At 33.0% G+C, this 14,343-nt stretch carries 13 protein-coding genes; 5 read left to right on the top strand and 8 right to left on the bottom strand.

What is annotated here, in order from left to right:
- Positions 1–57 precede the first annotated feature (57 nt).
- The 8 genes from GFJ94_RS05870 to GFJ94_RS05905 form a co-directional block, all read right to left on the bottom strand.
- Positions 58–543, bottom strand: coding sequence for a dihydrofolate reductase (locus tag GFJ94_RS05870; RefSeq protein WP_153200639.1), 486 nt, complete (start codon positions 541–543; stop codon positions 58–60).
- Between the two features lies 1 nt (position 544).
- Positions 545–940 (bottom strand): hypothetical protein, encoded by a 396-nt coding sequence (locus GFJ94_RS05875; RefSeq protein ID WP_153200640.1) that lies wholly within the window; start codon positions 938–940, stop codon positions 545–547.
- Between the two features lie 95 nt (positions 941–1,035).
- The gene (locus GFJ94_RS05880) at positions 1,036–1,713 is read right to left on the bottom strand and encodes an EndoU domain-containing protein (RefSeq protein ID WP_162523801.1); all 678 of its coding nucleotides are present in this window, start codon (positions 1,711–1,713) and stop codon (positions 1,036–1,038) included.
- A 123-nt stretch (positions 1,714–1,836) separates the two neighbouring features.
- Positions 1,837–2,661 carry a thymidylate synthase gene (locus GFJ94_RS05885; RefSeq protein WP_153200642.1) on the bottom strand — a complete coding sequence of 275 codons (825 nt, stop codon included), beginning with the start codon at positions 2,659–2,661 and terminating at the stop codon, positions 1,837–1,839.
- Positions 2,662–2,712: 51 nt separating this feature from the next.
- Entirely contained in the window at positions 2,713–4,029 is a 1,317-nt protein-coding gene (locus GFJ94_RS05890; RefSeq protein ID WP_153200643.1) for a nucleoside permease, read from the bottom strand.
- A gap of 12 nt (positions 4,030–4,041) precedes the next feature.
- A complete protein-coding gene (locus GFJ94_RS05895) occupies positions 4,042–4,665 on the bottom strand; it encodes a bifunctional nuclease family protein (RefSeq protein WP_153200644.1) in 624 nt (207 codons plus the stop codon).
- Positions 4,666–4,869: 204 nt separating this feature from the next.
- Positions 4,870–5,838: an electron transfer flavoprotein subunit alpha/FixB family protein gene (locus GFJ94_RS05900; protein WP_153200645.1), complete on the bottom strand. Its 969-nt coding sequence runs from the start codon at positions 5,836–5,838 to the stop codon at positions 4,870–4,872.
- Between the two features lie 25 nt (positions 5,839–5,863).
- Positions 5,864–6,610, bottom strand: a complete 747-nt coding sequence (locus GFJ94_RS05905; RefSeq protein WP_153200646.1) for an electron transfer flavoprotein subunit beta/FixA family protein — start codon at positions 6,608–6,610, stop codon at positions 5,864–5,866.
- A 274-nt stretch (positions 6,611–6,884) separates the two neighbouring features.
- Between GFJ94_RS05905 and GFJ94_RS05910 the strand changes: the two genes are divergently transcribed.
- From GFJ94_RS05910 to GFJ94_RS05930, 5 genes are all read left to right on the top strand, one after another.
- Complete coding sequence (locus tag GFJ94_RS05910) at positions 6,885–7,862, top strand: pyruvate dehydrogenase complex E1 component subunit beta (protein ID WP_153200647.1); 978 nt, start codon at positions 6,885–6,887, stop codon at positions 7,860–7,862.
- Positions 7,863–7,922: 60 nt separating this feature from the next.
- Complete coding sequence (locus tag GFJ94_RS05915) at positions 7,923–10,406, top strand: DUF5686 and carboxypeptidase-like regulatory domain-containing protein (protein WP_153200648.1); 2,484 nt, start codon at positions 7,923–7,925, stop codon at positions 10,404–10,406.
- Complete coding sequence (locus tag GFJ94_RS05920; protein ID WP_153200649.1) at positions 10,406–11,008, top strand: DNA-3-methyladenine glycosylase; 603 nt, start codon at positions 10,406–10,408, stop codon at positions 11,006–11,008. Before GFJ94_RS05915 ends, GFJ94_RS05920 begins: the two co-directional genes overlap by 1 nt.
- A gap of 94 nt (positions 11,009–11,102) precedes the next feature.
- The gene (locus GFJ94_RS05925; protein WP_153200650.1) at positions 11,103–11,633 is read left to right on the top strand and encodes an inorganic diphosphatase; all 531 of its coding nucleotides are present in this window, start codon (positions 11,103–11,105) and stop codon (positions 11,631–11,633) included.
- 112 nt (positions 11,634–11,745) lie between these two features.
- A complete protein-coding gene (locus GFJ94_RS05930; RefSeq protein WP_153200651.1) occupies positions 11,746–14,325 on the top strand; it encodes a sodium-translocating pyrophosphatase in 2,580 nt (859 codons plus the stop codon).
- Positions 14,326–14,343 lie beyond the last annotated feature (18 nt).

Consider the following 14,343-nt stretch of genomic DNA (forward strand, 5'->3'; position numbering starts at 1 on the left):
AATTAAGTTTTAATCTGAAACCGAATTTAAAACCTTTAACCCCAAACCCTTCACCTTTTACCTTTTTTCATACGTTAAAAAAGTAAAATCGTAATTGTGTTTTTCGTCTTTTGAATGAAATTCTTCGAAAACTAATTCCCATTTATCCGTATCGATTTCTGGAAAAAAAGTATCTGCTTCTGCGGTTGTATGCACTCTTGTTAATTCAATTTTTTGAGCGATATCGATAGATTGTTTGTAGATTTCGCCTCCGCCAATGATGAAAACTTCTTCCTCTTTTGGACACAAATCAATCGCTTTTTTTAAACTACTTGCTACCAAACAACCTTCTGGCGCTTCGTAGTCCTTTTGTCTAGTAATGATAATATGTGTACGATTTGGTAATGGTTTTGGAAAACTTTCAAAGGTTTTTCTTCCCATCACAATATAATGACCAGAAGTGATGGTTTTAAAACGCTTAAAATCATCTGGCAAATGCCAAACCAATTGGTTGTCTTTCCCTAAAGCATTGTTTTCAGATGCGGCTGCGATTATAGTGAGCATGTTATTTTTCTTTTGGGTGTAAATAAAATGAAGTTGTCATTAAAGCATCTCGAGGTTTTCCGTTTTCAGTTATGGGTTCAACTTTTGGAAATTTTTTGAATAGTTCAATAATTTTATGTTTGAAATTTTCAATTTTACCATCAATAGATTCAATTACCATATTGCCTTCTTTGGTAACTGTATACTTTATTCTCAAAAGTTGTAAATCATATAAAATCGATGCTTCTTCTCTGTATTTTTCATATTCTGATTGAACTTCAGTTCTAATTACTTCCATAATGCAAGAATTAGGAGAGGAAGTTTTTTTACAGTCATCAAATAGTTTTTCGTAATTTTTATCTTGTCCAAATGATGAGAGTTGAAACAGTAAAAAAAGAAAAATAGGTATTTTTTTCATGTTATTTTCTATTAAAGATAAAATTTTTTATAAATTGTAACCTTGAATTTACTGCAAAATTCGCAATCTTGCCAAACGCCTGTTTTATGCAGTTTTTATTTTATTATTGGATAAACTGTTTTTATTTTTTCATTATCCACAATAAAGATAACATTAACGCCAGACTTTGTAATACTTTCAAATATTTTTTTTGTGCCTTCTTTTAATTTCTTATATTGATTTGCAAAGTTTATTTCTTCAAGCAGTTTAGTTTTATCCCAATCTTTTGGAAAAAAATCAGTTGGCTTAATTTTTTCTTTCCATTTTTTTGTTCGATAATCGAAGGCTTCAATTTTAGCTTTCCAAACTCCATTTTCATTAGTTTCTAAAACTTCAATTACTCTTACTTTTAACTCATCATAAAAGTGAATGCCTGTTACATTTTCATTTGTGAAAGTACCAGAGACAGAATGAACAAAACTTTGCATAAAATCAGAACTATATGTTTGACCTTTTGGAGATGAAACTAAATCCGCAGTTTTTATGATATATTCTGGTTTAATAATTTTAGCAGCACGTTTGGAATTTTTAACTTTTAAAAAATTATAAAATTTTGAATATTTGATTAAGTGCTTTATTTCTAAATATGGTCCTTCCAAATCTTTACCAATTATTACAGGTAAGTTAGTTGGAAAAGCTATTATTCTTTCTCCTGCAACTAAATCTCCAACCTCAGAAACTTTAGTCCTTTTGATTTTTGCTAAGTTTTTAGCAATATAATAGCAATAGTTCATAATTTTTATTATCGGGTTTTTGTCTAAAATTGCATACAACTTGTATATATGGGCTATAAAGTTTCGCATACATACCCAAATATGGGTAGATTGGCGCTACTTAGTTGCGTTTGTTGATTTTTTTTAAACCGCCACAACACCTTTAATATGCGGGTGCGGGTCATAACCTTCCAATGTAAAATCTTCAAATTTGAAATCGAAAATATTTTTGATTTCTGGGTTTAATTTCATCGTTGGTAAAGGTCGGCACTCGCGAGATAGTTGTAACTCTAACTGCTCCATGTGGTTGTTGTAAATGTGCGCATCTCCAAAAGTATGGATGAATTCGCCTACTTGTAAATCGCAAACTTGTGCAATCATCATCGTAAACAAAGCATAAGACGCAATATTAAACGGAACGCCTAAGAAAATATCAGCACTGCGTTGGTACAACTGGCAACTTAATTTTCCATCCGCCACATAAAACTGAAAAAAAGCATGACATGGAGGCAAAGCGGCTTTTCCATTGGCAACATTTTCAGCAAACGAAACCGAAGTATCAGGCAAAACACTTGGATTCCAAGCCGAAACTAACATTCTTCTGCTGTTTGGATTGGTTTTTAGCGTTTCGATTAATTCGGTAATTTGGTCGATTTCTTCGCTGTTCCAATTACGCCATTGGTGTCCGTAAACCGGACCTAAATCGCCATTTTCATCCGCCCATTCGTCCCAAATTTTCACACCGTTTTCTTGTAAATATTTGATGTTCGTGTCACCATTTAAAAACCACAACAATTCGTAAATAATCGATTTTAAGTGTAATTTTTTAGTGGTTACCATTGGGAAACCTTCGCTTAAATCAAAACGCATTTGGTAACCAAAAACACTTAAGGTTCCAGTTCCTGTACGGTCGCCTTTTTGGTTGCCGTTTGCTAATACGTGTTTTACTAAATCGTGATATTGTTGCATATATAGTCAGTTTAAACCCGACAGGTTTCTAAAACCTGTCGGGTTTTTAATTTAATGATTAAAAGCTTCTACGTCTTTTGGGTCGTGTTTATGTTTGAATAAAATTGCGAATGCAATAGTTATAATCAACGCATATATAGCAAAAGTTAGCCAAATGTTATGCCAATCTTTTCCTGCTGGCGTTGTGAAATAAGTATCTATTAAAAACCCACTTCCTAAACTTCCTAAAATAGCCCCAAATCCGTTTGTCATCATCATAAATAGACCTTGTGCTGATGAACGAATTTTAGAATCTGTTGTTGTTTCTACGAATAATGAACCAGAAATATTAAAGAAGTCGAATGCCAATCCATAAACGATATTCGACATAATAATCATCCATAAACTTCCAATCGGATCGCCAAAAGCGAAGAATCCGAAACGGAAAACCCAAGCAATCAAACTAAAAAGCATCACTCTTTTGATTCCATATCGTCTCAAGAAAAAAGGTATAGCTAATATGAATATGGTTTCAGAAATTTGAGAAATGGATAAGACAATATTTGCTGATTTTACAACAAATGTATTAGCATATTCTGGAACGTTTTTGAAATCGTGAATATAAGTTTCACCATACATGTTTGTTAATTGTAAAGCAGCGCCCAAGAACATACTAAACACAAAAAACATCGCCATTTTAGATTGTTTGAATAATTTAAAAGCATCTAAACCAAAAATTTGCGAGAATGTTTTGTTAGTGCTTTCATCTTTTGTTGGTTCAATTTTTGGTAAGGTGAAAGAGAAAATTCCTAATACAAATGCAAAAAATGAAGCAATATAAAACTGATTACATTCTACTGGCATATTTGTAATTGATGCAATTGCTTTTCCAATTGCAATTCCAAATGAAAAAGGCGGATTTACATTACTGAATAAGTTAGTACACCACATCGCAACAATGAAACCAATAGTTCCCCATACGCGAATAGGAGGGTAATCTTTTACTACATTAAAATTGAATTTTTTTAGAACTGCGTATGATAGCGAATTTGACAACGATAAGGTTGGCATATAAAACATCATTCCAATAAGTAATACCCAAAAGAAAGTGGAAGGACTATCAATAGCTGGTAAAAAAAGTAAAATTATTCCATAAAGAATATGATGAATTCCATATAATTTTTCAAGATTTAAATATTTATCTGCGATGATTCCGGAAATCGGAGGCATAATAATTGAACCTATTCCTAAAGTTGAAAAAACTATTCCAAACTCAGCTCCAGACCATTGTTTAAATCCGAATCCATAACTTGCAAGTGTTGTTAGCCATGCACCCCAAACAAATAATTGTAAGAAACTTACAATTGTTAATTTTAATTTTATATTCATTTTGAAATAGTTTTAAGATTCTTTTTTTGAGATTTCATCTCTAATTTTTGCTGCTTTTTCGTAGTCTTCGTTTTGCACAGCTTCGTCTAATTTTTCGTATAATTCTTTTAGCGAATATCCTGAATAACTGTCAGCTGGAACAATTGCATCTTCTTGTCCAAAAGTTTCTGGAGTAGAAAGAATGTCATCGTTTTCCTGATTTTCTGCATTTTCAGCTGGGTTGATGCTTAGGTAAATCCCCGCTTTATCTAAGATGTTTTTGTAAGTAAAAATAGGAGCATTAAAACGTAACGCTAACGCAATCGCATCAGAAGTTCTGGCATCGATGATTTCTTCGATTTTGTCTCTTTCGCAAATAATACTCGAATAGAAAACACCGTCAACTAATTTGTGAATAATCACTTGTTTTACTACGATATCAAATCGGTCGGCAAAGCTTTTAAATAAATCGTGTGTAAGTGGGCGAGGTGGCTTGATTTCTTTTTCTAAAGCAATAGCAATTGATTGCGCTTCAAAAGCACCAATAACAATGGGTAGTTTTCGATCACCATCCACTTCATTTAAGATTAAGGCATAAGCTCCGTTTTGCGTTTGGCTATAGGAAATACCTTTTATAGTTAATTTTACTAAACTCATTTCAAATTGTAAATTATCATTTCTTTGATGCCTTGATTTGGATTTTCAAATAGCATCACAAAGTCAGAAAATGGCTAATAGAAAACGGTTAGCCATAACTTCGTTAATTCGTTATCAATCGGGCTGCCCAAAAATAAAAAAAAGAGCTATCTAAACAAAGATAACTCTAATTTTAATATAATATTTTTTTGAACAACTATTTTGTTATGAGTTGCTAGCTTTAAATGCTTTTAATTTTTCAATTAATTGAGGCACAACAGTGAAAGCATCACCTACAACTCCATAATCAGCTACTTTAAAGAAAGGTGCTTCAGGATCTGTATTGATAACTACTTTTACTTTTGAAGAGTTGATACCTGCAATGTGTTGGATTGCTCCAGAGATTCCAACTGCAATATATAAGTTTGAAGCTACTGGTTTTCCAGTTTGTCCAACGTGCTCACTGTGAGGTCTCCATCCAATGTCAGAAACTGGTTTAGAACAGGCTGTTGCTGCACCTAAAACAGAAGCTAATTCTTCAATCATTCCCCAGTTTTCTGGACCTTTCATTCCGCGACCAGCAGATACTACGATTTCAGCATCAGCGATAGTTACTTTTCCAGTTACCTTTTCTACGTTTTCTACTTTGATTCCGAAATCAGCATCGTTTAATGATGGTGCGAAGCTTTCTTCAGTCATAGCAGCTGCATTTTCTAATAATCCGAAAGAGTTTTTAGCAATTCCCAATACTTTTACAGGAGTTGAAATTTCAGTAATATTGAAAGCTTTGTTTGAAAAAGCAGTTCTTTTTACTTGGAAAGGCGAAGTGCTTTCTGGTAACGCTACAACATTTGAAGCATAACCTGCTTCTAAAGCTACCGCTACAAGAGGAGCTAAATACAAACTATCTGTAGTTGAAGAAACCAATACAATTTGAGTTCCTTCTTTTTTAGCTGCTTGAGCAATTACATCAGCATACGCTTTTGCGCTAAAGTTATTTAATTTATCGTTAGAAACGTTTAATACTTTGTCTACTCCGTAAGCCGCTAAAGCGCTATTGTCAGAGTTGTTAATAGTTACAGCAGTAACTGTTGTTCCCATTGAAGCAGCTACTTTTTTTGCGTAAGAAGCTAATTCGAATGCTACTTTTTTAATTTTTCCTTCTGCTGATTCAGCATATATTAATATCGACATGATTCTTTAATTTTTAGGTTTGAAATTAGATAACTTTCGCTTCGTTATGTAATAAGTTAATTAACTCATCTAAGTTGTCAGCATTTACTAATTTAACTGCTGATTTAGCAGCTGGTTTTTCAAATTTAACCGCTTTAGTTGAAGTTGCATCTCCTGTTGGTTCTACTAAAGTCAATGCTTTAGTTCTAGCCATCATGATACCTCTCATATTTGGAATACGTAAATCTTTTTCTTCTACTAAACCTTTTTGACCACCAATAATTAATGGTAAACCTGCAGAAATTGTTTCTTTTCCACCGTCAATTTCTCTAGTTACTTTTGCTTCGTTTCCATTTACGTCGATACCAACACAAGCGTTTACGAAATTGAAACCTAATAATCCAGCAACCATTCCTGGAACCATTCCACCATTATAGTCTAACGATTCTTTTCCAGCAATTACTAAATCATAACCTCCGTTTTTAACAACTTCAGCTAATTGTTTTGCAACAAACATTCCGTCTGTTGGGTTTGCATTAATACGAATAGCTTCGTCTGCGCCAATTGCTAATGCTTTTCTTAAAGTTGCTTCAGCGTCAGCTCCACCAACATTTACAACAGTAACATTTGCGCCTTGTTGCTCTTTAAACCAAATGGCTCTTGTTAAACCAAATTCATCATTAGGATTAATTACAAATTGAACGCCATTAGTATCAAACTCGCTGTCACCATTGACAAAATTAATCTTTGAAGTAGTATCAGGTACGTGACTGATGCAAACTAATATTTTCATTTTTATGTATTTTGTTAGTGTTTATTTTCAGTCCAAAAATACAAAATAATTTTCAAATAAAAACTATGCACGCATAATAAATATGTATTTTTCGGAAAAATTAATATTTTTATAAGAATAACATAAAATTATGTGTTTATTTTAACTCTATATTGAAAATATTATCAACTAAAAGGTTTGAGTAGAAAGTGATTTCATTTTTTTTAATATCTATTTAGAATAATTATATTTTTACTATTTTTGCAAATCATAATTCAACGAAATTACTATTTTCATGAGAACGATACAATTTAGAGAAGCTATTTGTGAAGCGATGAGCGAAGAAATGCGTCGCGACGAATCAATATATTTAATGGGTGAAGAGGTAGCAGAATATAATGGAGCTTACAAAGCTTCAAAAGGAATGCTAGATGAATTTGGACCAAAACGTGTAATTGATACACCAATCGCAGAGTTAGGATTTGCAGGAATTGCTGTAGGTTCGGCTATGAATGGGAATCGTCCTATTGTAGAGTTCATGACGTTCAACTTCTCTTTAGTAGGAATTGACCAAATTATCAATAACGCAGCAAAAATGCGTCAAATGTCTGCCGGACAATTTCCAATGCCAATGGTATTTAGAGGTCCAACAGCTTCTGCAGGTCAATTAGGGGCAACGCACTCGCAAGCTTTTGAAAACTGGTTTGCTAACACTCCAGGTTTAAAAGTAGTTGTTCCTTCTACAGTATATGACGCAAAAGGTTTATTGAAATCAGCTATTCGTGATAACGATCCAGTTATTTTCATGGAATCGGAACAAATGTATGGAGATAAAGGAGAAGTTCCTGAAGGAGAATATACAATTCCATTAGGTGTTGCAGATATTAAAAGAGAAGGTACAGATGTAACAATTGTTTCTTTTGGTAAAATTATTAAAGAAGCTTTCTTAGCTGCTGATGAATTAGCAAAAGAAAATATTTCTTGTGAAATCATCGATTTAAGAACGGTTCGTCCTATGGATTACGATGCGATTTTAAATTCGGTTAAAAAAACCAACAGATTAGTAGTTTTAGAAGAAGCTTGGCCATTTGCTTCAGTTGCTTCTGAGATTACTTATATGGTACAAGAAAAAGCATTTGATTACTTAGACGCTCCAGTTCAAAGAATTACAACTGCTGATACTCCGGCTCCTTATTCGCCAACTTTATTAAAAGAATGGTTGCCTAATGCGCAAGATGTTATTAAAGCTGTTAAAAAAGTTTTGTATAAATAACAATTAACTTATTATATTTGAAGCTTCATCAGTAACTTTCTGATGAAGTTTTTTTTTTCTATGAAGACAAAAATTGTATTATTCTTTTTATTTCTAAGCTCAATAGTTATTGGGCAAACCAAGGTTGGTGGAAAAGTAACTGACGAATTTGGTGATCCTGTAGCTTTTGCAAATGTTATATTTAAAAACTCGAAAGAAGGAGTAATTACTGATGAAAATGGGAATTTCTATTTTGAATCTAAAGAGAATTATTCCACTTTAGTAGTTTCTTATGTGGGATTCGAAAAGAAAGAAATTTCATTAATGCCTGGTTTGAATTCGGGGTTAAAAATAGAGTTGAAGTCGGGTACAGAGCTTAAGGAAGTTGTAATTTATACAGGTAAAACGTCAAAAAAGAACAATCCAGCTATCGATATATTGCGAAAAATTTGGGAACGTAGAAGAAAGAACGGACTCAAAATGTTTAAACAATACGAATACGATAAGTATGAAAAAGTTGAATTTGACTTAAATACAATCGATTCTGCTTTTATGAGTAATAAAATGTTTAGAGGAATGGAATTTGTTTTTGACCAAATAGATACTTCAAGTATTTCTGGAAAAACATATTTGCCAATTTTTATAAACGAAACCTTAAGTGAAGTTTACGGCGATAACGAAGATAAAAGATTTAAAGAAATTACAAAAGCTAATAAAAATTCAGGATTTGGTACAGGAGATGGTGTAAATACTTTTATTAAAGATTTATATGCTGATTTTGATATTTATGATAACTATTTAAAATTTTTCGACAAAGATTTCGTGAGTCCACTTTCAAGAACAGGAATCAATGTTTATAATTATGTTTTAAACGATAGTATGTTTATTGATAACAAATGGTGTTATAATATTGTTTACTATCCAAGACGTAAAAACGAACTAACATTTAAAGGCGATTTTTGGGTAAATGATACCACTTTTGCTATTAAGAAAATTAATTTAGAGGCTAGCAAAAGCGCTAATATAAACTGGGTAAAAGAAATTTACATAGAACAAGAATATGATGTTGTTAACGATTCTGTTTTTTTATTAAAAAGAGATTACATGATGTCTGATTTTAGTATTTCTAAAAAAGAAGAATCTAGAGGAGTGTATGGGAAAAGAACAACGCTTGCTAAAAATCACAAGTTCAATGTAAAAAAGGATGGTAAATTTTATAAAAAGGAAGTGAATTTTTATGATAATACTATTTATGATAAATCAGACGAATTTTGGCAAGCTAATCGTTTTGAAGAATTAAATAAGAATGAAGCGGGTATATATAAAATGCTTGATACTTTAAAAGAAGTGCCCCGTTTTAAAAGAATATACAATGTAGCCTCAATCTTAGGAAGCGGTTACATTGAAATTCCAAAACTTAAGTTAGATTATGGTCCAATATTTTCAACTTATGGATATAATGATGTTGAAGGACAGCGATTAAGGGTTGGCGGAAGAACTTATTTTGGCTCTAATGATAAATGGAGAATTCAAGGATATACCGCTTATGGTTTTACAGACAATCAGTTTAAGTACGGAATTTCTGGTAGATGGATGGTGAATCCAAATAACAGATTAATTTTATCTATTGGAAATCGTCGTGATGTAGAGCAAATGGGAGTAAGTTTAACTACTTCAAATGATGTTTTAGGAAGAAGTTTTGCTTCATCAGCATTGTTTGCAAGTGGGGTAAATAATCAGTTAACCTCAGTAAATTTAACAACTTTAGGTTTTGAGATAGAGCCTTTTAAAAATTTCACTTTTCAAACGAATTTTACTTACCGAACTTTAAAATCAGCTTCTAATGAGTTTAGTTTGGATTATTATACAGATTTAACTCAAACTGAAATTAAAAGCCAAGTAAAACAATCTGAAATCAACTTTGTTGCCGAGTTTACTCCAAAAAGAAAAACTGTAGGATATGGTGTAGATCGTTTAGATGTTGATTTTAACTATGCCAGATTTTTCTTAAGTTATAGCAATGGTTTAAAAGGAGTTTTAGATAGTGATTTTGATTATCAGAAACTTCAGTTTTTCTATCGACAGCCAGTATTAATTGGTGGATTTGGTAGGTTGTTTACCACATTTGAAACAGGAAAAATCTTCGGCGAAGTGCCGCTTGGTTTAATGGGAGTAATTCCCGGAAATCAATCTTGGTTTGTAATTGAAAGCACTTATAATTTATTAGATTATTATGATTTTGTTGCAGATGAATACGCTTCATTGCATTTAGAGCACCATTTTAATGGAAGGTTATTTTCAAGAATTCCATATTTAAGAAAATTAAATTTGCGTGAAATTGTCGGAATCAAAGGGGTTTATGGTAGGGTTTCAGAAAATAACAAAACGCTAAATGCTTCAGGGTTAAATTATGTTGCGCCAGAAGATGTTTATTGGGAATATCACGCAGGTGTTGGAAATATCTTCAAAGTATTACGCGTCGATTTCGCATGGAGAGGTAGCTATTTAGAGATGCCAGATGCTAGAAAATTTGCTATAAGAGCTTCGTTTGGATTCTATTTCTAATGGAAGAAGCAATTGCATATTTATATAAAAAAGACCCTGTTTTTGAGCAAATAAGTCAGCAATATGGAGTTCCTGTTCAACCTAAAAGGCCACAAGGTTTTAGAACTTTAGTGCTTTTAATTTTAGAGCAACAAGTGTCAATAGATTCTGCAAAGGCTACTTTTAATAAATTAATTACTGCAATCCCAAATTTTTTTCCTGAAGTTGTAATTCATTTTTCTGAAGAAAATTTTCGTGCTTGTGGGGTAAGTCGGCAAAAAACAAAATACATAAAAGCGCTTTCACAAGCTATTTTGTCAAAAGAATTAGACTTAGATTGTCTAGCCTATAAGACTCCTGAATTAGTTAGGGAAGAACTCATTAAAATAAAAGGCATCGGTAATTGGACCATTGATATTTATTTGATGTTTTGCTTAAATTCGCTTGATATTATTCCGCTTGGTGATATTGCAGTAGTAAATACTATGAAAGAACTTTTTGATATTCATACTAAAGAAGAAATGGAAATCTATGCTCAAAAATGGAAACCCTATCGCTCAGTAGCAACTTATTTTCTTTGGCACTATTACCTTGAAAAAAGAGGCAGAAAAATCACATATTAAATCTTTGTAAAATCTATACTTTTTTTGCAAAACTCTTTTGTTTCTCATGTTTTATAGTGGTAACTTTGCACCCGTTTTAAAAACATAAGATAAAATGACAGCAGATAAAATTACTACATTTGATGTATTGATTGAGATTCCAAGAGGAAGTAGAAACAAATACGAATACGATTTTGAATTAAAAAGAATGCGTTTTGACAGAATGTTATTTTCGTCAATGATGTATCCAGCTGATTACGGATTTATTCCAGAAACGTTAGCATTAGATGGTGATCCATTAGATGTTTTAGTTTTAGTAAACGAGCCAACTTTCCCAGGTTGTGTAATGGAAGTAAAACCAATTGGTGTTTTCCATATGGCAGATGATAAAGGTCCAGATGAGAAAGTGATTTGCGTACCAGTTTCAGATCCAATTTGGAATAAATTAAACGATTTAAGTGATGTAAATCCTCACTTAATCAAAGAAATTGAGCACTTTTTCCAAGTATATAAAGACTTAGAAAATAAAAAAGTAGATGTCGAAGGTTGGGGAGATGTAAACGAAGCAAAAGAAATTTTGATGAAATGTACCAATCGTTTCAACGAAATCGAAAATAAACCTGAAGGATTATTTGGCATTAAATAATTTTTTTTGAAATAAATAAAAGGCAGTATTTTTTTAAAAATATTGCCTTTTTTGTTTTATTTTCTTAATATTACCATAAAATAAACAATCAAAACAAACTAATTAATATTTTATGGAATCAATTATGATTTATGTACCAATAGTCATGGCACTATTAGGATTAGCATTTATGGCGGCCAAACGCGCTTGGGTTCTTAAACAAGACGCTGGAGATGGGAAAATGAAAGAAATTTCAGATTACATCTACGAAGGAGCATTAGCTTTTTTAAAAGCAGAATACAAATTATTAACGTTTTTCGTTCTTGGAGCAAGTGTGGTTCTTGCCGGAATTTCAATTATTGTTCCAACAACACATTGGTTAATCGTAATTGCATTTATTTTCGGAGCAATATTTTCAGCTTATGCAGGTAATATTGGAATGAAAATCGCTACTAAAACTAATGTTAGAACTACGCAAGCGGCTCGTACAAGTTTACCACAAGCATTAAAAGTATCTTTTGGTGGTGGAACAGTAATGGGGTTAGGTGTTGCTGGTTTAGCTGTTTTAGGATTGACAGGATTCTTCATCATATTCTTTAGATTTTTCATGAACGGTGAATGGACATCAACAGATGACATGACTATCGTTTTAGAAACATTAGCTGGTTTTTCATTAGGTGCTGAATCTATCGCTTTGTTTGCTCGTGTAGGTGGAGGAATTTACACCAAAGCTGCCGATGTAGGTGCTGACTTAGTAGGGAAAGTAGAAGCAGGAATTCCAGAAGACGACCCGCGTAATCCTGCTACAATTGCAGATAACGTTGGAGATAACGTTGGTGACGTTGCTGGTATGGGTGCCGATTTATTTGGTTCGTATGTAGCAACCGTTTTAGCGGCAATGGTTTTAGGAAATTATGTAATTAAAGATATGGGTGGTAAAATCGATGACGCATTTGGCGGAATTGGACCAATTTTATTACCAATGGCAATCGCAGGTTTTGGAATTTTATTTTCTATCATTGGAACAATGTTAGTTAAAATTTCAAGCGACGATGCTAAAGAAGCACAAGTTCAAAAAGCATTAAATGTTGGAAACTGGGTTTCTATTGCTTTAACGGCAATTGCTTGTTTTTTCTTAATTGATATGATGTTACCAGAAACGATGCAAATGTCATTCTTTGGTGAAGGAATTCAAGAGATTTCTTCAATGAGAGTTTTCTATGCATCTTTAATTGGATTATTTGTTGGTGGAGCAATTTCATCAGTAACGGAATATTATACAGGATTAGGTACAAAACCAGTATTAGCAATCGTACAAAAATCATCAACTGGAGCTGGAACTAACGTAATCGCTGGTTTAGCAACGGGTATGATTTCAACTTTCCCAACAGTAATTTTATTTGCTGCGGCAATTTGGTCAACTTATGCTTTAGCAGGTTTTTACGGAGTAGCTTTAGCCGCTTCTGCTATGATGGCAACAACAGCTATGCAATTAGCAATCGACGCTTTCGGACCAATTTCTGACAACGCTGGTGGAATCGCTGAAATGAGTGAATTACCAAAAGAAGTTCGTACTCGTACAGATATTTTAGATTCAGTTGGTAACACAACTGCTGCAACTGGAAAAGGTTTCGCAATCGCTTCAGCAGCTTTAACTTCGTTAGCTTTATTCGCTGCGTATGTAACGTTCACAGGAATTGATGGAATCAATATTTTCAAAGCGCCAGTATTAGCAATGTTATTCGTTGGAGGTATGATTCCAGTAGTATTCTCTGCATTAGCTATGAATTCAGTAGGAAAAGCAGCAATGGATATGGTGTACGAAGTACGTCGTCAGTTCAAAGAAATTCCAGGTATCATGGAAGGAACGGGTAAGCCAGAATACGGAAAATGTGTTGAAATTTCTACAAAAGCCGCTTTACGCGAAATGATGTTGCCAGGAATTTTAACGATTGGTTTCCCAATTGCAATTGTTTTATTAGGTAAATTAGTTTATGCAGATAACAACCAATTAATCGCTGAAATGTTAGGTGGTTATATGGCTGGAGTTACGGTTTCAGGTGTGCTTTGGGCAGTGTTCCAAAATAATGCTGGTGGAGCTTGGGATAACGCTAAAAAATCTTTCGAAGCTGGAGTTATGATTAATGGTGAAATGACATACAAAGGTTCTGATGCACACAAAGCAGCTGTAACTGGAGATACTGTTGGAGATCCATTCAAAGATACTTCTGGACCATCAATGAATATCTTAATCAAATTAACATGTTTAATTGGTCTTGTAATCGCTCCAATCATAGGAGGTCACGGCGCTACAACTGAAAAAGGGGCTTGTTGTTCTGGAGACAAAAAAGAAATGGTTTGTACGGAAGGAAAATGCGATTTATCTAAATGTGCAACCATGACAAAAGATGAATGTGCAAAAATGTGTGAAGCAAACGGATGTTCAGAAGAATGCAAAGAAAAATGTATGTCAATGTATGATGAAAACGGAAAATATATTGGAGAAACAGCTCATGTTCACGGACCAAATTGCAATCATGACAAAGCAGAAATCAAAGACATTAAAGTTACTAAAGTAAAAGATGCTGACGGAAAAGTAAAAGCGACGGTTATTTTAACTACAATGGTTGATGGTAAAGAAACTACCGAAGAAAAAGTTTTTGAAGGAGACGATTTAGAAGTAGATGCAAAAATTGCTGAACTAGGAAAATAATCTTTTTCTATACAAATA

It is taken from the genome of Flavobacterium sp. LMO8 (genome assembly GCF_009495755.1).
Classification (GTDB): Bacteria; Bacteroidota; Bacteroidia; order Flavobacteriales; family Flavobacteriaceae; genus Flavobacterium.

Excerpts from the sequence above, each read along its gene's own strand:
- GFJ94_RS05870 (WP_153200639.1), bottom strand. The coding sequence starts at position 543 with ATGCTCACTATAATCGCAGCCGCATCTGAAAACAATGCTTTAGGGAAA.
- GFJ94_RS05875 (WP_153200640.1), bottom strand. The coding sequence starts at position 940 with ATGAAAAAAATACCTATTTTTCTTTTTTTACTGTTTCAACTCTCATCA.
- GFJ94_RS05880 (WP_162523801.1), bottom strand. The coding sequence starts at position 1,713 with ATGAACTATTGCTATTATATTGCTAAAAACTTAGCAAAAATCAAAAGG.
- GFJ94_RS05885 (WP_153200642.1), bottom strand. The coding sequence starts at position 2,661 with ATGCAACAATATCACGATTTAGTAAAACACGTATTAGCAAACGGCAAC.
- GFJ94_RS05890 (WP_153200643.1), bottom strand. The coding sequence starts at position 4,029 with ATGAATATAAAATTAAAATTAACAATTGTAAGTTTCTTACAATTATTT.
- GFJ94_RS05895 (WP_153200644.1), bottom strand. The coding sequence starts at position 4,665 with ATGAGTTTAGTAAAATTAACTATAAAAGGTATTTCCTATAGCCAAACG.
- GFJ94_RS05900 (WP_153200645.1), bottom strand. The coding sequence starts at position 5,838 with ATGTCGATATTAATATATGCTGAATCAGCAGAAGGAAAAATTAAAAAA.
- GFJ94_RS05905 (WP_153200646.1), bottom strand. The coding sequence starts at position 6,610 with ATGAAAATATTAGTTTGCATCAGTCACGTACCTGATACTACTTCAAAG.
- GFJ94_RS05910 (WP_153200647.1), top strand. The coding sequence starts at position 6,885 with ATGAGAACGATACAATTTAGAGAAGCTATTTGTGAAGCGATGAGCGAA.
- GFJ94_RS05915 (WP_153200648.1), top strand. The coding sequence starts at position 7,923 with ATGAAGACAAAAATTGTATTATTCTTTTTATTTCTAAGCTCAATAGTT.
- GFJ94_RS05920 (WP_153200649.1), top strand. The coding sequence starts at position 10,406 with ATGGAAGAAGCAATTGCATATTTATATAAAAAAGACCCTGTTTTTGAG.
- GFJ94_RS05925 (WP_153200650.1), top strand. The coding sequence starts at position 11,103 with ATGACAGCAGATAAAATTACTACATTTGATGTATTGATTGAGATTCCA.
- GFJ94_RS05930 (WP_153200651.1), top strand. The coding sequence starts at position 11,746 with ATGGAATCAATTATGATTTATGTACCAATAGTCATGGCACTATTAGGA.